At 55.0% G+C, this 19,678-nt stretch carries 14 protein-coding genes; 5 read left to right on the forward strand and 9 right to left on the reverse strand.

All coding sequences use genetic code 11. The annotated features are described in order from the left end of the window. Positions 1 to 70 precede the first annotated feature (70 nt). From PG887_RS02255 to PG887_RS02280, 6 genes are all read right to left on the reverse strand, one after another. A complete protein-coding gene (locus tag PG887_RS02255; protein ID WP_041212761.1) occupies positions 71 to 2,143 on the reverse strand; it encodes an AIPR family protein in 2,073 nt (690 codons plus the stop codon). Beyond that, entirely contained in the window at positions 2,144 to 3,115 is a 972-nt protein-coding gene (locus PG887_RS02260) for a PD-(D/E)XK motif protein (protein ID WP_041212760.1), read from the reverse strand. Beyond that, positions 3,108 to 5,783 (reverse strand): Z1 domain-containing protein, encoded by a 2,676-nt coding sequence (locus tag PG887_RS02265; protein WP_241496744.1) that lies wholly within the window; start codon positions 5,781 to 5,783, stop codon positions 3,108 to 3,110. The genes PG887_RS02260 and PG887_RS02265 overlap by 8 nt, the downstream gene beginning before the upstream one ends. Next, positions 5,780 to 6,388, reverse strand: coding sequence for a hypothetical protein (locus PG887_RS02270; RefSeq protein WP_270821082.1), 609 nt, complete (start codon positions 6,386 to 6,388; stop codon positions 5,780 to 5,782). The genes PG887_RS02265 and PG887_RS02270 overlap by 4 nt, the downstream gene beginning before the upstream one ends. 221 nt (positions 6,389 to 6,609) lie before the next feature. After that, positions 6,610 to 7,254, reverse strand: coding sequence for an ATP-binding protein (locus PG887_RS02275; RefSeq protein WP_270821083.1), 645 nt, complete (start codon positions 7,252 to 7,254; stop codon positions 6,610 to 6,612). A gap of 47 nt (positions 7,255 to 7,301) precedes the next feature. After that, positions 7,302 to 8,903, reverse strand: coding sequence for a DNA cytosine methyltransferase (locus PG887_RS02280; RefSeq protein WP_270821084.1), 1,602 nt, complete (start codon positions 8,901 to 8,903; stop codon positions 7,302 to 7,304). 68 nt (positions 8,904 to 8,971) lie between these two features. Between PG887_RS02280 and PG887_RS02285 the strand changes: the two genes are divergently transcribed. Further along, on the forward strand, positions 8,972 to 9,430 hold the full coding sequence (locus PG887_RS02285; RefSeq protein WP_270821085.1) for a very short patch repair endonuclease: 459 nt from the start codon (positions 8,972 to 8,974) through the stop codon (positions 9,428 to 9,430). An 84-nt stretch (positions 9,431 to 9,514) separates the two neighbouring features. Here PG887_RS02285 and PG887_RS02290 read toward each other — a convergent pair whose 3' ends face one another. Next, positions 9,515 to 10,102 carry a histidine phosphatase family protein gene (locus PG887_RS02290; RefSeq protein ID WP_270821086.1) on the reverse strand — a complete coding sequence of 196 codons (588 nt, stop codon included), beginning with the start codon at positions 10,100 to 10,102 and terminating at the stop codon, positions 9,515 to 9,517. Positions 10,103 to 10,572: 470 nt separating this feature from the next. Here PG887_RS02290 and PG887_RS02295 point away from each other — a divergent pair, with 470 nt between their 5' ends. Both PG887_RS02295 and PG887_RS02300 read left to right on the forward strand, forming a co-directional pair. Then, on the forward strand, positions 10,573 to 12,681 hold the full coding sequence (locus tag PG887_RS02295) for a putative bifunctional diguanylate cyclase/phosphodiesterase (protein ID WP_270821087.1): 2,109 nt from the start codon (positions 10,573 to 10,575) through the stop codon (positions 12,679 to 12,681). Between the two features lie 164 nt (positions 12,682 to 12,845). Further along, entirely contained in the window at positions 12,846 to 13,133 is a 288-nt protein-coding gene (locus PG887_RS02300; RefSeq protein ID WP_201935087.1) for a hypothetical protein, read from the forward strand. A gap of 45 nt (positions 13,134 to 13,178) precedes the next feature. On the opposite strand, the gene PG887_RS02305 is transcribed toward PG887_RS02300, so the two are convergent. Together PG887_RS02305 and speA are read right to left on the reverse strand one after the other, a co-directional pair. Then, positions 13,179 to 13,367, reverse strand: a complete 189-nt coding sequence (locus PG887_RS02305; RefSeq protein ID WP_042017445.1) for a hypothetical protein — start codon at positions 13,365 to 13,367, stop codon at positions 13,179 to 13,181. A 256-nt stretch (positions 13,368 to 13,623) separates the two neighbouring features. Further along, complete coding sequence (gene speA / locus PG887_RS02310; protein WP_213319522.1) at positions 13,624 to 15,525, reverse strand: biosynthetic arginine decarboxylase; 1,902 nt, start codon at positions 15,523 to 15,525, stop codon at positions 13,624 to 13,626. A gap of 1,025 nt (positions 15,526 to 16,550) precedes the next feature. Here speA and pepT point away from each other — a divergent pair. Together pepT and PG887_RS02320 are read left to right on the forward strand one after the other, a co-directional pair. Further along, positions 16,551 to 17,786 carry a peptidase T gene (gene pepT, locus PG887_RS02315; protein ID WP_270821088.1) on the forward strand — a complete coding sequence of 412 codons (1,236 nt, stop codon included), beginning with the start codon at positions 16,551 to 16,553 and terminating at the stop codon, positions 17,784 to 17,786. A 105-nt stretch (positions 17,787 to 17,891) separates the two neighbouring features. Continuing rightward, the gene (locus PG887_RS02320; protein ID WP_270821089.1) at positions 17,892 to 19,616 is read left to right on the forward strand and encodes a lysophospholipid acyltransferase family protein; all 1,725 of its coding nucleotides are present in this window, start codon (positions 17,892 to 17,894) and stop codon (positions 19,614 to 19,616) included. Positions 19,617 to 19,678 lie beyond the last annotated feature (62 nt).

Raw genomic sequence — 19,678 nt, forward strand, 5'->3', positions numbered from 1 at the left:
AACATCCAGCAATCAGTTCTTCGCTTGCAGCATCTTGTAAAAGCACCATTAATAGAAATCAGTTTGTCGTTTAGCAGCGTTGAACCGTCACCCCTTCCAAACTTCCGTTCTCAATAATCTCCAGCAACGCCAGACTTTGTTTCTCGGTTGGACACTTGGAGGGAATCTGCATGGCCACTTTAAGTACACTGTCCTGCTTTGGAGTGAGGAGGCCTTTCTCATTCAGCAACTGATGGATACGTTTCCATTCAACCGCAGGTACTGCGAGCACTTTTTTCTGAGCTTCAATGCCGTTATCTATTCTCTGAGTCTGCTTGGCAGAGCGCATGTTGACTGACTGCTCATCAAATGAAAGCAGCCGTTCGTAAAAATCGGATGAAAGAAGGTTGATCAGAGTTTCGGTGCGGTCCTGTATTCTTGCCCAGCATGCATCCTTTTTACACCACTCAGATATGTTGGAAATACCCGGGGGGGGATTGATGATATCGTCATTTACAGCTTTCGATACTATGGTTATTGTATTTTCCAGTACTTGTGGGACTTTCTGCATATTCCAGACATCCAGAAAATCTATATTTACCTTTCGAGTCTTCGTTATATGACTTATTAGCGCCAATGTGTAGGCCACGATATTTGCACGATATCCACCGTTGTACCAAGTCTGTGCAGAAACGATACGTTCAGTGGCTCGAAATATCAAAGCTCGAGCGATGGCCCTTTTGAAGTAAAATTCATTGAACTCGTCGGGTGACTTCTCCCATTCACAACCTATTCGAACGGCATAGCGTGCAAAATTCTTCTGGGAACCAAGATTTACCCACTTGGGATGGTCATCCCAGACATTCTCGAATTTCGCCAGATCGGTTTTAGTGAACATTTGCTGCTTAGGATGCTCCCCCTTGAATCGGCGTTGCTCAACAGTTGTGAGTTTCGACTGTGCATCGGCATACTGACCGCGTGCTCGTTCATAAAACCAACGTGTTTCACGCTGCATCCCTTGCTGTGCAGGAGCCCATATCCGACGTGAAAACTCTTCCATCCGAATATGAAAAGGATGATTAGAAAAGAAATCTGCCGCATTCACCTTATTCTGTGTGTTTGCATACTCAGATATTTTTGGTACGACTACCTCGCTTTGAAGGCTATTTATGACTGACAGCTTCATCTGAACAAATATCTGGGACAAATCAGCCTTGTCACGCTTGCGAGTATGAAACAGAGATGCCGTAGTTTGGCCACCATTGACAATCTGAAGGTCAACAACTCTTGTAATAACAGGACCAGAAGCTGTCATTGCAGTCTCAACTTCTTGTGCTGTTGCAGTTATCCCATTGTTGTAGGCAAAGAACATGTTGGGTTCATTCAATATCGTGGACCTGATCCCCTTATTAACGTTGCCACGAGCCTGCAGGAACGTACGCACGTTCTGTTCAAGCAAACGAGCGCCAAATTTCTCGTACAAAGTTGCCAGCACATCTGCTGGCATGACCATGAGATGGGATTGATAAGTATCGGTTCCCAAATGTGCCGGAAGGCTGGGAATGCCGTTGCCAAACATCTGCGTGAAATCGAGATCAAGTGCTTCTTTGTGGTTCCGAGAGCTTCTCTGACGATGCAGACGCGATATGTCCCAAATGTGATGTACCGTTGCTATATCTGCTACAACAGTATCGGATAGAGTCTGAATTTTCTCGCTGAGTATCCGTTCTGAAAAAAGAATCAAATTGATTTGCCGAAGAGTGTCTTTTCGGTCCTCAATTTGTCTGGCGAGGCCATACGCCGGAGATGTTACTTCCAGCTCACCAGCCAAATACCTTGTGGCACTGGCCTCGAAGAAGTTGGAAACTCGTTTGAATGTCGCAACAACATCCGCTTTGTTGAGCGTTGCCAGTTCATTCCTTGAGTCAAAATCTGCAATAAAAAGATCCAGAACACCTTCATCATTGAACCAGAAGCCGTCCACACGCATGCCACGTTGTGCCCGGTAATGACAAAGCTCGAAACCTTCGGTAAAACCGGTATCAACCAGCTCAGCCGCAACAGTTTCCATGAATTCATCGAGCAGAAACCTGCCATTTACTTCCGCTCCAGCTAGCATTTCCTGTCGGAAATCATGGAAAAAAACTTCAGTGGTTATATCCATTTAGTACCCGTGAAAAATATCTTTTTGAACACATAAAAATGGCTCAATGCTTTCTAACATAAGGTCGTATGTCACTTTGGTGACTCCCTGAGGCAATTTTGACCTTATCAGCCTTGGAAAGTCGGCTGTAATACGATACCCCTGAACACCACTAACAACAAAACAGGGAGTGTCGTATTGAGCAAGCGGTACAAAACCTACATTTGCCAGCTTATCCATGAACAGCTCGAGAGCCTCAGGCTCTACCAACTCACCTTTTATAAGCGTGACAATGTCATTTAACGACAAGGCGTGCTCTGAACTAGGCATATCTATAATACGTTGAATCAGCAAAAACAATTCATCGGATAGTGATTCCAGTTGATCCTCAGATGATATACAAACGGAGTTTCTTTCACGACAGGAAAGTGATTTTACTTCTATGGCGCGGTTGCCAAACATGAAATCCTGGTGAGAATCATTAGGCCCACACCAAGCATCAACTGCCACAGTCTGTGGAAGAGTTTCATTATAAAGTGTCCGAAGAACATGAAGTTCTCCAAAAAGACCACGAACCTCCTCTGGCGAAAGTAGTCGAGCATTATTTCCGGCCAAGAATACCTTCCAGCGTTTTAAATGGGCAAGTGTCACTGAAAGGGCTACTGCTGGATCAGTAACAATTTTTAGACTGGAAATCAGAGTTTCACAAAGACCAAAAAAGAGGTCACTATCTATATGACGAGCCAGCGTGAGTATGAGACGCTGTCGATCGGCTGAGCCAGAATTACGAAGATCAATATCAATACCGTGCAATGAAACATTATCTCGGCGGAACTGTGCTATATGTTCACCGTTCAATTCAATAATTAACAGGCATTGCGCATTAGGATCTCGCCCCCAGTAAATAGGGACACCAACTATTTCAGAGACACGTAGAACGCTGAGATCTACCTTCGGAGTTGGAATGACGTCCCATGGAAGAATATTACTCATCGTCATAATCCTCGTCGGTGTCTGGTGTGTCGTCGAGGGATCCGTACATTTGCTCCATCCAAACCTTATTGGCGATGACTTCAATCTCAACACCGTACAAGCCATCAGGATAACTTAGCCCCCATGCGGGAACCCGATAACCCACTAATTCAGAATTATCAGTCGGCTCCAAAACGTGAACCATTAACAGAGGTTTATTGCGCACTACTCGATAATGAATATCTGAAGGCATCTTCGATTTAGTTTTAGCATCTTCTATTGCCAACTTTTCCGCAGCCATGATCTGTTCTGGCTTAAGACCGATTTTTTCGTCACCCCGGCTGGCAACACGGTATCCAGAAATACGCCACTTGTCTGAAGTTGCATCTTCAGCAGTGCGCTCCTGTGCCCCAAGGCGAAATCTTTCATAATCGACCGGCCCCTTGGAAATCAAAAGAACATCGCCTTTTGGATACTGCGCAGAAATGGCTCGAAGATATTCAACTGCAGATATTTTCTTCTGACTTGCATCTTTATGTGACTTGAACCGAAGTAGAAACTCATCAATTATCTCAACATCGACATTAGGGATAAACAAGCCCTTTTGCTTCGTGTCTTCAATCACTCCGCCAAAACCATCCCGCCAGTATTCTTCGATCAAAGATTCATTTGCAGCATTGATATCTGGGTTGAGGGGAAGGTCGTAGCTTTCAACGAGGAGACCGGTGAAATTCTGATTCAGAACGACTTTTTCACCGTTGCGCATCTTGTTTGCAGCAGTGACTAGCAAACTATCTGGATGGGATTTGACATAGAGCCCAAAATCTCTAGGGCTCATATCGGCTTGGCGCATTCGGGTAATCTGCTGGCGAAGCTCATCCGAAGCGAGCGCTATATGCTTATACCAGTTGATAGAATCATTGGACAACCAAACACGGCAGACATCCTCATAACCCGGCCGATAACCGAACCAACGCCCCATTTGCATCAGGGTGTCATACATCTTTGTATTGCGGTACATGTAGCTGATCGTCAATCCCTCGATAGTAAGACCACGTGACAGACTAAGACCACCGATAGCAATCGCGGTCAGGCCAATACCGTCCTTTTCATACTTTGCAAAATCCAGAACTTCATCGCTTTTACTGTTGACCACATAGGTCCGCAAATGCTCGAAAACACACCAGAGTTCAGCTTTCACTTCGGCCCAGGAATAATGCTTTCCACCCTGCTCATTCTCTGCGAACTCAGCATCGAACTCCGCCCGCAGCCTCGCCATATGCTCATTCTTCGCTGATGTAGATTCCGGCATCATGTAATTAGCCTTCACGGCTTCGCGTATCCGCTCTAGGCGAATTCCTATGAAACTTTTAACTTCTTTTTGCACGGATACAAAACGCGATACATTTATCAACATCGAGCAATGCTTGCTTTTCTGACCACGAAGGTTACGTATAGCTCTTGCGATAATAAATTGATCGAGTGCTCGGTAGAGACTGGGCGGCAGCTCTACTGCTGGAAAACCGTTCTTGTGCGATAGAGGAAGATAATTTTCACAGTCCGTAATATTTTTGAGGATAGTATCGCTACTTTCATTCTTAAGAAAGACCTTATCAGGTCCAAAATAATTGGTTGGTGCATTCAATGAGTAAATGAAGTCTTTAGGAAATAGTTCTTCGTAGGCATCCTTATCTAAGGCCTCTGGATCGATGAATATGTTTGCAAACGGTGTGGCAGTATATCCGACATAGCAATTTTTAGTGAAGAGACGTAGTATCTTCCTTATCCAAGAATTGGTTGCTGTCGGATTAATATCTGGCTTGTTTGTGTTGATCGAGGCGTTGTCAGCCTCATCATCAATCACCAGCATGGGAACATCAGCAATTCGGTCCCTTCCTTTTGCATTCAGTTCACGAAGCCAGACGTGTAGAGCTTCTAGAGTTTTCACATTCTTCTTGATGACGATAATGACCGGCTTTTTGAAATCGTTAAGCTGAGCACCACTTCTATCGGCCATCTGCTTATTGAAATCTGAGATAATATTGGTGAGTGTCACAGGGTTAGGATAGCTTCTATCTAGTCCAACTCCGACACTTACACGATCTGCAGGATCGCTGGAACGTCCGACAAACCCTTCATCAACACGCTGTTGAGTTTGCTTACGAAGATTATTATGAATACCAGCAATGACGATAATAAATTTATACCCGGCGTCTGCAGCCTTTGCAATAACCCCCATGTAATTAGCAGTTTTTCCGGACTGCACATGCCCAATAACAAGTCCACGACGGCTCCAAGCATCCTTACTAGTTGGGTCCTGGAGCAATCCAAGAATTTTTGAGCCATCATCATTTAGGAGAGTATTTACTACTGTTGGTTTCCAACCTTGGCTTCGGAGATATCCACCATAAGCGTCCGCATATGTACTGCTGATTTCTCGTTTATGAATCCAATCCTCATCATGAGGTGCATTAACATCAACAAGAGATACACCTGCACTCATCCGTGAGGGTATTGTAGCCTCAGCTTCGGTAATTATATTATGGAGAGGGCCGAAATATCCAATAAGAGGGGCTAGCCCTACAGCCTTTTCGGCAATATCATCATATAATGGGAGATCTTCTTGATCATCAAAGGCACCAACCAATGCTGCCAGTAAAATTTTTTCCTTATCAGTCTGTAGAGTCATAAGAATTCCTTATCTATATATTTCTCAACGAGGATACTATGTTCATCGAATATTTTGATTGACCTAACAACATCCCTAAATATATTTACGTTACCTGCACCATCTCCCCAGAGAGCTCTTTTTAGATCATGGAGGCGATCCTGTACATATTGTGTTGAAAACGTCTGTTTTATGTCTCGAGGATTGGTCGAATAGTCTGAATACAACATTTCAACAGGTAAAGAAGTAGAGATTGCTGCAAGAAGAAGATCGAGATGACGAATACCCTCCCCATCGAGCAGCTCTTTAAGTTTATGTACAAGAGGATGTAAGGTATTCAAAGAATATCTGATTCCATTTTGATCTGCATATCTCTCCCACAATGGAGCGTTGATATGTTGGAATAGCTTTTGTCCACGCCCTCTGTGAACGGTCACACTGCTTGCAGTAACTTTAGTGAGGATCTGACGCAGACGTTCACGAACTGCATGTGGAGGACGGGCACGCGACTTCTTGATATCTATAGTCCAGTCTTCATCAAGGCTGTTTGGGAAGTCGATTTGCACCCGCGCCAGTTTCGTGGCTTCTCCTTTTGGTACGATACGGAACCAATCTCCCCATGCCATCAGGCGTCCATTTCGATAGACATAACAACCCTGGTTGGAGATAAAATCGCTGCGATCCTGGTAGTAATCATATTCGGAAGCTGACAAGCGACTATGATGCGGCAAAATGAAAGGCTGCAGGCGGACTTGAGCAGTGCCAATGTGGACAACCTCCTCAGGAAGAATCTGAGTGGCAGGATTTTTTCTGCAAAAAGGATCAAATGCAGTAATCGGATGACCATTTATGCAGAGTGAAAGCTTGGAGTAACCTTTGAGCTCTCCAGAAGGAAACGATGGAAAACCAAGGAAAGATGCCTACCTACAACATCAAGTTTTTCGTTGACGATTTCATCCCGATTAACTCCGGCTGCATCTTCCATCAATCGATCCAGATTACGCCAGATGACAGCGGTACCATTGTCGCCAAGTAACTCAACATGGGGCAATGCTTCAATATCAACAGGCTCCAGAATTGATAGAAGCCAGTCGTCCGATGCATCAATACGGTCCAGATTCCATTCCGCACCACATATGAGCCCTTGCTTGATACTAACTACGGTTAGAGAGCGACATTGTGAAAAAGAAGCTGTTTTCAAACCCAAGCCAAAGCGGCCAAGATCATGTGATAATCGTCGCCTACCGGGACTATCCGTTCCATGACGCATCGCTATCAATAGCTCCTCTTCTGTCATCCCTCTGCCATCATCGAAAATGACCAGAGTCGGAGATATCGAAGCTACATCACAAATAATTTCGATCTTGCTGGCGCCAGCAGAAATGCTGTTGTCTATCAAATCTGCAATAGCTGTTTCGAGCGAATAACCAATATCTCTCATAGAAGCAGAGAGACAAGCTGCGCTTGGTGGGTGTCTTCTTTCACTTGCCATTAGATAGCCTGCGCTCCCCTATCCCATGCATCATTTGACCTTAAAATTCAGCCCAATTGATCATCATCTTTAATTTTGAGTATTTTAAATACTATTTCTGCTATTTTACGTGCCAGCAATGGTGGAACTGCATTACCTACTTGATGATACTGCTGTGTTCTTCCTCCATGGAAGAAATAATTGTCGGGAAATGTCTGTAAACGTGCGGCTTCTCTCACTGTCAAACTGCGGCATTGTGTCGCATCGTAGTGGATGAAGTAATGGCCATCCTTGGATATATGGCTGGTAATCGTCGTAGACGGTGCATCAGCCAGCTGCACCCTGAACCGATCCGAAAACTGGCCTGATTCCCAGTTTTTGTGATCCGGAGCAAGCCCTGGCAAGCAGAAATCGGTGTGACCCTTTGGTGAGTACCCATACTCTTCTGCAAAACATGCGGCAAAACCATAACGTGCCAGATCGTCGATTCGATGTCCTCTGGTATCATTATTCAACCAGACATGCAGCTCTGGATCCGAATACCAACCATCCAGTTCGCTGACTCCGGTGGCACCTTCCGTGCAACTCCTGACCCAACGCAGCCCACCGGTTTCTTTTGCATTCAAATGCTCCGCAGCAGTAGATAATCTGGCTGCAAGGGGTTTTATTTGTTCCGGACCATTTTGGGCTGACATTCTAAGAGACATCAACTGGTCCCTTACGGAAGACTCCCAATTTTCGTATGAATCGCTCTGCTTGCTGAGCTTGCTTCGCAATGCAGGCATACTCCCTATGATCTGTTTGACAGTCACGGTATCTGACTTTGACAACTTTGGTAGTTCTGGACGCTCAGCACGAACACGATCACTGTGAATGCCCAGAAGAATCACACGGTGACGGGCCTGCGGAATTCCATACTCTTCGGCCTGAATAATGAACTTCTTGGCATCGAGCAATTTGGGATCATCGCCATCCTGGAATATTTCGTCATTGACCAAGGAGACTATTTTGTATCTAAGGCCATCATCAGGCATATTCAAAGCCACATTGGGGCTGGCCAAGTCACGCAAGATCTGATGAAAAATAAAGTCTCCATTTATCTTTGAAGACAAGATTCCCTTTACATTTTCCATGACAAAAATATCTGGGCGATTCTTCTGGATAATCCGCAGATACTCTTTATAGAGAAAATGACGATGATCTTCCTCCGGCTTGTAATCAGATTTCCCTTTGTTTCTTGAACGTCCTGCAATGGAATAGGCCTGACAGGGAGGACCACCAATCAGAATCCAAGGCTGGCTTTTACTCTTGTTTTCAAAAGCCTTGGCTATCGCTTGATCAAGCCTTTTGTTGCCTTCTTCGCTGCCGATCTCCAGACACAGCGCCTCTTTTTCCGCTTTTTTCCAGAGATCGATGGTGTTTTCCGTGAACGGATTCTCTGCATCACCATTGCAGAACTGGTAATAGTCCTGAATGAACTCGGGTCTGTGGCTCTTGAGCAACCGGTAGAATGCACGAAGTTTCAAAGTCTGGTGGGCGACAGGATCCCTCTCTGCAGAAACCTGGATCTCGAATGCCTTGCCATCATTGAGAGAGGAAAAGCCCTCACCCAGCCCGCCAGGACCGGCAAACAGGTCGACGACGGGGATGGGTGGTGAAAAAATGGTCATGTCGAATTACTGTGTTTTTGATCAGGCCGTAAAGATACCAGGAAGCATGACTTCGAGGAAGCGAAAGCATGGATGTTGTTGATGCATCAACCCGTTCTGTGATGATGTCAGGCATCAGGGGCAAGAATACCCGCCCCGAAGTTCTGCTACGCAAATACCTCCACGCCCGGGGTTTTCGTTTCAGATTGCACGTGAAGGGTCTTCCCGGCACGCCAGACATCGTTCTGCCACGCTATCGACTCTGCATTTTCGTTCATGGCTGCTTCTGGCATCGTCACCTCAATTGTTCATATGCCGCCACTCCAAAGAGCAACACCGTATTCTGGCTGCAGAAGTTTACGGCCAACACGATCCGCGATGAAAAAGTGGAATACATGCTGAGCCAGGCAGGTTGGAGAGTGTTCCAGATATGGGAATGCGGCCTGAAAGGAAAGGATGATGCCAGTCTGGAGTGGCTGCCGCCCATCATCAGGGGGACGACAACATCACTGAGCTGGCCTGACTATCCAAACGAAAGGGTTGTCTGACAGGATGCATCAAGCCCCTTATCAGCTTCTCGAAAATCTCCTTGCGCTCAAAAGCGGCCCCCACGGCGGGCCGCCTTCGTGTGGTCAGCAGGCAATCCGCTCTATGCGACCACCACTGAGTTTGAAGAAGGCATCCTGCGGCAGCTCCTGCAGCCAGGTGGTGGTGTAGTCCAGATCCACATAGGCGCCGCGCAGCATGGCGCCAAAGAGACCGTGAGAAACCACGATGGCCTGCTCGGCAATGTGCTCGTCCTCAAGCCATTGCCGGGCCCGGCGCTGAATGCCTTCAAAACTCTCGCCATGGGGGGCCCGCAGATACCAGTCCGGCTCCTCCAGATCCAGCTCGGGGTGGGCCGCCAGCAGCTCGGGCACCCGGCGACTCTCCCACTCCCCCATCCCCAGCTCCACCAGCCGCTCGTCCCAGATGATGCGCTCCTGGTCCAAGCCAAGCTGCTGACACACCCGCTCCGCCGTCTGCCGTGCCCGGCCGAGGGGGCTGGCGTAGATCGTCCAGTCGGTGGGCTCGGTCAGGAGCTTGGCCAGACGGGCCCCCATGGCGAGGGCCTGGGCTTCGCCCCTGGGGGTCAGCTCGGAGTTGCAACGCCCCTGCAACCGCAATTCGGCGTTGTAACGGGTCTGGCCGTGGCGCAGCAGGTAGAGGGTACGAGACATGGGTTCTCCAGCAGGTTCAACGAGATAACGAAAACGGGAGGGCATGATAACAGAAGAGCCCGACATGATCTCAAACGGGGCCTGACACCATGGGTTGCACCCTGGTCTCCCCCATGGTCATAGTGAACGCGTCAGTGTGGCAAGAGTCCCAGATAAACCTTCGTGCGCAAGCACCACCAGCCCCTCTGGCACTGTCACTTTCCGGGATTGGATATGCAGAGACTCTCAACGGATCTGTCCCCCAGATTTTCTATACCCCTGAATTTAAAGCGGGAAAATTTGAAACCCCTCTTTTTACAGGGAGCGGAAAGGGCTAGCTCGAAAGGGATGATTTCAGCATTTTTACTCTGATCCTGGGGCCATTTCGGTACGTATCTCTGGCTCATCCCGGGGGGGGCTGGTGTACAATCCCCACCCCGATTTCCCCCGCGCCCCGGCCAAGGCTCAGGCCGTTGTCCATCCCAGAGTAGATGAACGTGATCGCGACCCACCCCATGCTCGACAGTTATTACAGCCAGGATCTGGTGTTCTTCTCCATCCTGGTGGCGGTGCTCGCCTCCTACACGGCGCTGACCATGACCAGTCGGGTGAGCCAGAGCCGGGGACGGGCCGCCGTGCTCTGGCTCGCGGGGGGAGCCTTCGCCATGGGGCTCGGCATCTGGTCCATGCATTTTATCGGCATGCTCGCCTTCAATCTGCCCATCGCGCTGGGATACGATCTGACTCTCACCGGTCTCTCCCTGGTGGCAGCCATCGTCTCCTCGGCCTTTGCGCTCTGGCTGGTGAGTCGTCCCCAGCTCCCCTGGCACCAGATCCTGTTCGGGGCCGTGCTGATGGGGGCCGGCATCGCCACCATGCACTACATCGGCATGGCGGCCATGAAGATAACGCCTGGCATCCACTACCTGCCTGGGCTCTTCATCCTCTCCATCCTCATCGCGGTATTCGCCTCGGGTGCCGCGCTCTGGATAGCGTTTCGCCTGCGCAACAGCTCGCCCCGCGCCTTCTTCAGCAAGGCCCTCGCCTCCCTGGTGATGGGGGCGGCCATCATCGGCATGCACTACACCGGCATGGCGGCGGCCCAGTTCCCCGCAGAGAGCCTGTGCGGGGCCCTCTACACCGGTCTCAATACCCAGTGGCTGGCAACCGTGGTCATCATAGTGACCCTGGCGGTGTTCGCCATCGCCTTCGTGCTCTCCATGCTGGATGCCCACGCCGCCAGGCTCTCCACCTCCCTGCATCAGGCCCACGACGAGCTGCTCAAGCTGGCGCTCCATGACAGCCTGACCCGGCTGCCGAACCGGCTGCTGTTTGCCGACCGGCTGGAGCAGCGCATCCAGGAGTGCCAGCACAGCCAGCGCTGCTTCTCCCTGCTGTTTCTCGATCTCGACGGCTTCAAGATCATCAACGATGCCCACGGCCACCACACCGGGGATCTGCTGCTGGCCGAGGTGGCCCAGCGCATCACCGGCCTGCTCGGTGCCAGCGACACCGCCTCGCGCTTTGGCGGGGACGAGTTCGTGCTGGCCCTGGCGCCGGGGGATGTGAGCCAGACCACGGCCTTTGCCGAGCGGCTGCTGGCCACCCTGGCCCAGCCCTATGAGTGGGAGCACCACAGCCTGCACATCACCGCCAGCATCGGCATTGCCGTCTATCCCCAGGATGGCACCAGCCTGCACGAGCTGACCCTCAACGCCGATGCCGCCATGTATTACGCCAAGGAGCAGGGACGCAACGACTACTACTACTTCGACAGCGCCATGAACGCCAACGCCCACCAGCAGTTCCTGCTGCACAAGGAGCTGCAACACGCCCTGGAGCGGGGGGAGCTGGCCCTGCACTACCAGCCCAAATACTGTGCCCGTAGCGGCCAGGTGGTCGGAGCCGAGGCCCTGCTGCGCTGGCAGCACCCGGAGCATGGTGCCGTCTCGCCGGCCAGCTTCCTGCCGCTGGCGGAGAAGAGCCGGCTCATCATCCCCATCGGCAACTGGGTCATCGACGAGGCGTGCCGCCAGATGAGCGCCTGGCGGGCGGCGGGTCATCACGACTGGAGCGTGGCGGTCAATCTCTCCACCATCCAGCTCGCCAGCCCCGGGTTGCTGGAGGAGGTGCAGGGCGCCCTCGCCCGCCATCGGCTCGAGGCCCGTCACCTGACCCTGGAGATCACCGAATCCACCGCCATGCAGAAGGCCGAGGAGAGCCTCGCCATCCTCAACCGTCTGGCCGAGCTCGGCCTTGGCATCTCCATCGACGACTTCGGCACCGGCTACTCCAGCCTGCTCTACCTCAAGCGCTTCCCCGCCAACGAGCTCAAGATTGACCGGGGCTTTGTCACTACCCTGGAGCGGGGAGGCGACGATGCCACCATCATCGCCGCCATCATCGCCCTGGGTCAGGCCCTGGAGATGCGCATCGTGGCAGAGGGGGTGGAAACCCCGGAGCAGCGGGACCTGCTGACCGAGCTGGGCTGCGACACCTTGCAGGGCTACCTGCTCGGGCGCCCCATGACCGGGGAGCAACTGCTTGTCCACTGCGCTCCCGAGACTCCCCAACAGGTGCTGGAAGGTGTGCTTGCCTGACAAGCAGGTGGGGCGCAGCGCCCATGTCGCCAGGGTCATCACCAGCCCGATTGCGTCCCTTCACGACTCAAGGTAGTCTGCTGCAAGACTCGAATGCTCCTTTATCTTGCCGGGCGCATCGAGCGACCCCCATGGCAGATCACCCGTTCAAAGGAGCCACATCCATGGCCAGATACCAGTTCTTCAGCGTCCCCGCCTCCCGCCGTCAGCAATATACCTATGTCGACATGGCCTCCCCCACCTTCCTCACGGAGAAGGAGGCGCTGCTGACGCAAGGGTTCGAGGTGGAAGAGGATTTCATCGACGCGGCCACTCCCCGCGAGGCGGTGGAGAAGTACAGACCCGGCTTTCTCTACGTGGCTGACGAGATAGGCAAGTCAGACGAGGCCTATGCGGCGGCAACGGCCTTGCTGGAGATGGGCAAGAAGATCCTGGGCCGCAAGGCGGGCTGAGCAAGGCGGGACGCCGGGACGATACCCCCGATGGCCCGCGGGCAGTCAGCGTTGGGGGTGCTGGCGGAGCATCGCCACCAGCTCCTCTTCACTGCCGGGTTCATGGGCAAGCTGCAGGCTGGGGGCGGCGCCCCCCATCAGCATATAAACGTGAGTGCTGCAGTGATCGTAGTGATACCACTTACCGTCGATACAGACGTCGGTATAGCATCTCGGGTCCCTCTTGAGTTCCATACGCACATCCTTATGTGTCATTCACCAACCTCACCCTTGACCGTAAAATAAGCGGCCTGAGTCCCCCTTGACCTGGATCAAGGGAGGTGACAGGCAGAAGCGGGCAGTGGCCGGATCTGCCCGGGGCCGGATGCCGCCAGCCCGGATGACCGAGCCCGCCAACCGGCCCCAGCCAGGCAACAGCGCAACAAAAACGGCGCCCGAAGGCGCCGTTTTTCATGTCCGTCATTTGACCGACGGGGAACAAGCCGCTGGCTTATTCGTCTTCCAGGTAGGCGTAGCCTTGCAGACCCAGCTCCAGCTCGTCGAGCAGGGCCTTGCGGGTCTCGTCGTCCAGCGCCGGGTGGGAGACGATGCGCTGGTAGTTCTCGCGGATGACGGACGGGTCGATGTTGACGTAACGCAGCAGCTGGTCGACGGTGTCGCCACGCACCACGTTGCGGATGTCCATCTTGCCTTCTTCATCCAGCCACACTTCCGCGCAGTGGGTGTCACCGAACAGGTTGTGCAGATCCCCCAGGATCTCCTGATAGGCACCCACCAGGAAGAAGCCGACGTGGCACTCTTCGTCTTCACCGTAGACCGGCATCGGCAGGGTGCTTTCCACCCCCAGACCGTCGACGTAGTGCTCCACCTGACCGTCGGAGTCGCAGGTGATGTCCATCAGGATGCCGCGGCGGGTGAGCGGACGCTCGAGGCCGGAGAGCGGCATCACCGGGAACACCTGACCGATACCCCAGGCATCCGGCAGGGACTGGAACAGGGAGAAGTTGGCAAAGCACTTGTCAGCCAGTTTCTCGGAGAGCTCGTCGGCCAGGGCGCGGTGGTTGCGGTTGACCGGGTTCAGCAGCTCCTTGAGCGCCAGACAGGTGTTCTGGTGCAGCATCTCGGCCCAGGCGCGTTGCTCCAGGTTCAAGAGGCCCATGGTGTACTGGGCGTTGACGTCACCGAGATCCGCCACGGAGTCGTGGAAGATCTCCAGCAGGGAGGGATCTTCCCCGCGCAGGTCCAGCCAGCCTTTCCACATGTTCTGCAAGATGGTGGGCGCGTCTTCGTCCGGGGCGCTGATGTCGTTCACCTCCACCCCTTCGGCACCAATGATGTTGGTGACCAGCACGGCGTGGTGCGCAGTCAGGGCACGGCCGGACTCGCTGATGATGGTCGGGTGCGGCAGGTCGAACTCGCGGCACACATCGCCGATGCCCCAGACCACGTTGTTGGCGTACTCGGAGAGGCTGTAGTTCGCGGAGCAGTGGCTCTGGGAACGGGTGCCCTCGTAGTCCACACCCAGGCCGCCGCCCACGTCCACCACCTCGACCTTGGCGCCAAGACGGCACAGCTCGGCGTAGAAGCGGCCGCACTCGCGGATGCCGCCCTGGATGTCGCGGATGTTGGCGATCTGGGAGCCCAGGTGGAAGTGCAGCAGTTGCAGGCAGTCCAGCTTGCCGAGGCTGCGCAGACGCTCTACCAACGCCAGGATCTGGGAGGCGGAGAGACCGAACTTGGACATGGAACCGCCGCTCGATTCCCACATGCCGGAGCCGGTGGACGCCAGACGGGCGCGCACCCCGATGTTGGGCTTGATGTTGAGACGAGCTGACTCGTCGAGCACCATTTCCAGCTCGGAGGGCTTCTCCACCACGATGTAGACCTTGTGGCCCATCAGGTTGCCCAGGAGGGCGTGGCGGATGTATTCGCGGTCCTTGTAACCGTTGCAGACGATCACGGACCCTTGCTCATGATGATGGGACAGCACGGCCAGCAACTCGGGCTTGGAGCCCGCTTCCAGCCCAAGCCTCGGCTTGTCGCTGTAGGACTGACTGATGGTCTCGATGACGCGGCGCTGCTGGTTTACCTTGATCGGGTAAACACACAGGTAATCCCCTTCATAGCCTGACTTTTCGATGGCCTGACCGAAGGCGTTGAACAGCGCATCGACCCGGCTCTTGAGGATGTCGGGGAAACGCAGCAACACCGGCGTGGTCAGCCCGGACTGGCGCAGTTGCTCGATGGCCTCGGACAGCACGATCTGAGCCTCGGGGCGAGACTTGTCGGGAGAGACGGTCACATGACCGGCGTCATTGATATTGAAAAAACCCGCACCCCAGTAGGGAACGTTGTAGACCTTCAAGGAGTCCTTGCTGGACCAGTTAGTCATGGGCTATGCCTCGCAAATGAGCGGCCGTGGGCCGCCTTCGTTACCCTCAATCACATCCAGACCATTGATTGCAAAATGCGGCAAGCCAGAGCGGCCTGCTGACGTTGGACCCGCAACGGAGCATGCTCCGCCACATCCTGTTCATTGCACATCGCGGCAAGCCAAGGCTGCCTGGTGGATCTTGGGAAGTAACGAGTCTTGATGTGGGGCTGGTGGCTTTACATCAAGCTCAACGGTATGCGGTAACACCTTGCCGGCGTACCGCGGTACTTTGATGACAATCGGCATCAGCCACGCCGTTTGTTCATCATTCGGCAGCTATCCCGACGGACAGGAGAGGGTTTCAAGGAAGAGAAGGGAAGACGTCAGCACGCATCGTGTTGATGGACGACAACCACTACGACCCGCTCAACGCCAGTGACCGCCCATGACAAGGGAGATGATGAGCCCGAAGCCCACTCGGTCAGCTGAAAGATGAGAGTCCGTTGTTCTCCCTGATACCGGAGCCTAACCGGTATTAAAGAAACCATTCCCCAGCAGTGTCTGTCGTTTCTGCGTGCCTCGCCCTATAGGCGTCATGATCCTGCGGGTCTGGCGGACACGGCCTGCGCAGGGTTGCCCTTGGATCGGCGCGGAGTGTACACACTTACCGCAGCCAGTGACAATAAAAAATCGTGTTAAAAAACGGGTTTTCATCGGGGGGCAAAATCTCGCTGCCAGCAAGGCGGGCTCTGGGATGGCGGGGGATGGGAGTGCGTGGGCGAGGCGATGAAAATAACCAACACATCACGCTTTTTGGATCACCCCTTGCCAGCGCTGGGCCGAGGGGAAATTCAGCTTTTTCGCAATTGCTTAACCAGTTTTCATTTTGGAATTTTTATGCAAACTGCCGAGCAATGATCCCCGCCCCTCCCCTTCGATGGCCCTCCTCTCCCCCACAAAGTCATCAAAAACTGCGCTGACGCAATAAGCGGCGCCGCCGTCTTGGCCACAATGACTCCTCTTTCGTGACCCGAGGCTTGCCCATGAACACCCTGCTTTCGCGCTTTCTCCACTACCTCACCTTTCATACCCGTTCCGATGCGACCAATCCTGACTGCCCCAGCAGCGAGGGACAGCGCCTCTTCGCCCGGGCCCTGTGCGACGAAATGACGCAGATGGGGCTAAGCCAGGTCACCCTGGACGAGCATGGCTACCTCACCGCCTGCCTGCCGGGCAACCAGCCGGATGCCCCCGCCATCGGGCTCATCGCCCACATGGACACCGCCGATTACGAGGCCGAATGCGTCGTTCCCCAGATAGTCGAGAACTATCAGGGGGGCGATATCTGCCTTGGCAAAGGGGACGAGGTGCTGGCCATCCGCCAGTACCGCTTCCTGAAAAACTACCTGGGGCAGGATCTCATCACCACCGACGGCACTACACTGCTGGGTGCCGACGACAAGGCGGGCATCGCCGAGATCCTCACCGCCGTGGAATACCTGCAGGCTCACCCCGAGATCCCCCGTGGCGATGTCTGGGTCGGCTTTACCCCGGACGAGGAGATAGGGCGCGGTGCCGACCGCTTCCCGCTGGACCGCTTCCCGGCCAAGTGGGCCTACACGGTGGATGGCGGCGAGCTCGGCGAGCTCGAATGCGAGAACTTCAACGCCGCCAGCGCCACGGTGCGCATCACAGGCAACAACGTCCACCCCGGCACCGCCAAGGGCAGCATGATCAACAGCCAGACCCTGGCCGCCCGCTTCCATGCCGCCATGCCCGCCGAGCAGACCCCGGAGTGCACTCAGGGGTATGAGGGCTTCTTCCACCTGGCCCGGATGGAAGGCACGGTGGAGGAGACCACCCTGCACTACCTCATCCGCGACTTCGACGATGACTGCTTCGCCGCCCGCAAGGCCCAGCTCAACCAGCTCAAGGAGCGGGTCGCCTCCCTGCAGCTGGACGCCCCCAAGGCGCGCATCACCCTGGAGATAGCGGACAACTACCGCAACATGCGCAGCCAGATAGCACCCCATCCCCACATCGTCGAGCTGGCCAAAGCCGCCATGGAGGCCGCCGACGTGGTGCCCAAGATCAAACCCATTCGCGGCGGCACCGACGGCGCCCGGCTCTCCTTCATGGGGCTGCCCTGTCCGAACCTGTTCACCGGTGGCCACAACTTCCACGGCAAGCACGAGTTCATCCCCCTGCAATCCATGGAAAAAGCGGTCGCCACTCTGGTGGCGCTGGTGCGCCTCACCTCTTCCTGGCGGGCAGAGTAAGGGGGCAAGGACGGGGCTCGCCCCGTCATCAAACCGTCACCCAACCGACACACGAAAGGCACGCAGGGGCGTCAAGCTGGGGCAAAGTTCAGCGGAGCCTTGCCCATGTTCGACGTCGATACCCTGTTGGGGCAGCACCTGCCCCGCCTCGCCAACCAGCCCCTCCTCCGCCCCCTGATGAGGCAGGGGCTGAGCTGGTTGCTGCACGAGGAGGCCTTCACCCGCTTTGCCGCGCGCCATCCCCACCTGCGCGGTCTGGACTTCGTCGAGCAGGCCCTCACCGAGCTCCACTTCGACTACCGGGTGAGCGAGGCCGAGCTCGAGCACATTCCCGCCAGCGGCCGGGTCATTCTTGTCGCCAACCACCCCATCGGCTCCCTGGACGGGCTGGCCCTGCTGCGCCTCATCGGGCGCATTCGCCCCGACGTCAAGATAGTGGCCAACCAGGTGCTGGCCCAGCTCGCGCCGCTGCGCCCATTGCTATTGCCGGTGGACAACCTGGGGGGCAAGACCGACAGGCAGGCCATCCTCGCCATGAATGAACACCTCGCCGCCGACGGGGCCCTAGTTATCTTCCCCGCAGGCGAGGTCTCCCGCCTCGGCCCCAAGGGGGTGAAGGATGGCCCCTGGCAGGCCGGCTTCATCAAGCTGGCCCAGCGCAGCCGAACGCCCCTGGTGCCCATTCACCTGGGAGGGCGCAACAGCCTCTGGTTCTATCTCGCCTCCTGGCTCAACAAGCCCGCCTCCGCCCTGCTGCTGGTGCGCCAGCTGTTTCGCCAGCAGGGGCAGACGCTGCCGGTGACCATAGGGGCGCGCATTCCCCTCGCCAGTTTTCAGGAGCTGCCGGCCAAGACGGCGGCCCGGCTGGTGCGCGGCCACCTCTACCGAATCGCTCGGGGCAAGGCGGGACGGTTGCAGACCGAGGCCCCCATCGCCCTGCCGGAGGATCGCCGCCTGCTGAAACAGGCCATCGACGGGTGCGAGCTGCTCGGCCAGACCCCGGACGGTCAGCGCATCCTGCTCTATCGTCGCCACGAGCAGAGCCACTCGGTGATCCTGCGTGAGCTGGGGCGCCTGCGGGAGATCGCCTTTCGGGCGGTGGGGGAAGGCTCGGGCAAGCGGCGGGATCTCGATGCCTTCGACGATGACTATCACCACCTCATCCTCTGGGATCCCGCCCGCCTCGACATCATCGGCGCCTATCGTTTTGCCCCGGTGGCCGAACGGCTGGCCAGCAAGGGGCTGGATGGCCTCTACAGCCACACCCTGTTCGGCTTCGAAGAAAAGCTGATGCCCCGGCTGGAACAGGCCATCGAGCTTGGCCGCAGCTTCATCCAGCCCGCCTACTGGGGCAAGCGGGGGCTCGATTACCTCTGGTTCGGCATCGGGGCCTATCTGGCCCGCTATCCCCAATACCGCTACCTGTTCGGGCCCGTCACCCTCTCCGGCAGCCTGCCGCCGGCGGCCAAGGATCTGCTGGTGAGCTTCTATCGCCAGCACTTCGCCCCCACCCTTGCCCTAGCCCCTTCCCGCCGCCCCTATCCCGCCACGCCGACGCTGTTCGAGGGGCGCGATTACGGGGACGACCTCAAGGTGCTCAAGGCCGGGCTCGACAACCTGGGCTGCGCCATTCCCACCCTCTACAAGCAGTACGCCGAGCTGTGCGAGCCGGGGGGGGTGCAGTTCATGGACTTTGGCATCGACCCGGACTTCAACCACTGCATCGACGGCCTGGTGTGGGTGGACGTGAGCCGCATCAAGCCCCACAAGCGGGCCCGCTATATCGGCCTCCCAGCCGGGGAAGCGCTGGCCACATCTGGCGACCGTTGACCGGGGGCCGCAACGAAAGAGGGAGGCCTGCGCCTCCCTCTTTCACATCATGGGTGATGCCG

Source organism: Aeromonas sp. QDB14 (assembly GCF_027707845.1).
Taxonomy (GTDB): domain Bacteria; phylum Pseudomonadota; class Gammaproteobacteria; order Enterobacterales; family Aeromonadaceae; genus Aeromonas; species Aeromonas caviae.

Bases quoted from the DNA above. Each gene is read 5' to 3' on its own strand.
- PG887_RS02255 (WP_041212761.1), bottom strand. From the start codon at position 2,143: ATGGATATAACCACTGAAGTTTTTTTCCATGATTTCCGACAGGAAATG.
- PG887_RS02260 (WP_041212760.1), bottom strand. From the start codon at position 3,115: ATGAGTAATATTCTTCCATGGGACGTCATTCCAACTCCGAAGGTAGAT.
- PG887_RS02265 (WP_241496744.1), bottom strand. From the start codon at position 5,783: ATGACTCTACAGACTGATAAGGAAAAAATTTTACTGGCAGCATTGGTT.
- PG887_RS02270 (WP_270821082.1), bottom strand. From the start codon at position 6,388: ATGGCATGGGGAGATTGGTTCCGTATCGTACCAAAAGGAGAAGCCACG.
- PG887_RS02275 (WP_270821083.1), bottom strand. From the start codon at position 7,254: ATGGCAAGTGAAAGAAGACACCCACCAAGCGCAGCTTGTCTCTCTGCT.
- PG887_RS02280 (WP_270821084.1), bottom strand. From the start codon at position 8,903: ATGACCATTTTTTCACCACCCATCCCCGTCGTCGACCTGTTTGCCGGT.
- PG887_RS02285 (WP_270821085.1), top strand. From the start codon at position 8,972: ATGGATGTTGTTGATGCATCAACCCGTTCTGTGATGATGTCAGGCATC.
- PG887_RS02290 (WP_270821086.1), bottom strand. From the start codon at position 10,102: ATGTCTCGTACCCTCTACCTGCTGCGCCACGGCCAGACCCGTTACAAC.
- PG887_RS02295 (WP_270821087.1), top strand. From the start codon at position 10,573: ATGAACGTGATCGCGACCCACCCCATGCTCGACAGTTATTACAGCCAG.
- PG887_RS02300 (WP_201935087.1), top strand. From the start codon at position 12,846: ATGGCCAGATACCAGTTCTTCAGCGTCCCCGCCTCCCGCCGTCAGCAA.
- PG887_RS02305 (WP_042017445.1), bottom strand. From the start codon at position 13,367: ATGGAACTCAAGAGGGACCCGAGATGCTATACCGACGTCTGTATCGAC.
- speA (WP_213319522.1), bottom strand. From the start codon at position 15,525: ATGACTAACTGGTCCAGCAAGGACTCCTTGAAGGTCTACAACGTTCCC.
- pepT (WP_270821088.1), top strand. From the start codon at position 16,551: ATGAACACCCTGCTTTCGCGCTTTCTCCACTACCTCACCTTTCATACC.
- PG887_RS02320 (WP_270821089.1), top strand. From the start codon at position 17,892: ATGTTCGACGTCGATACCCTGTTGGGGCAGCACCTGCCCCGCCTCGCC.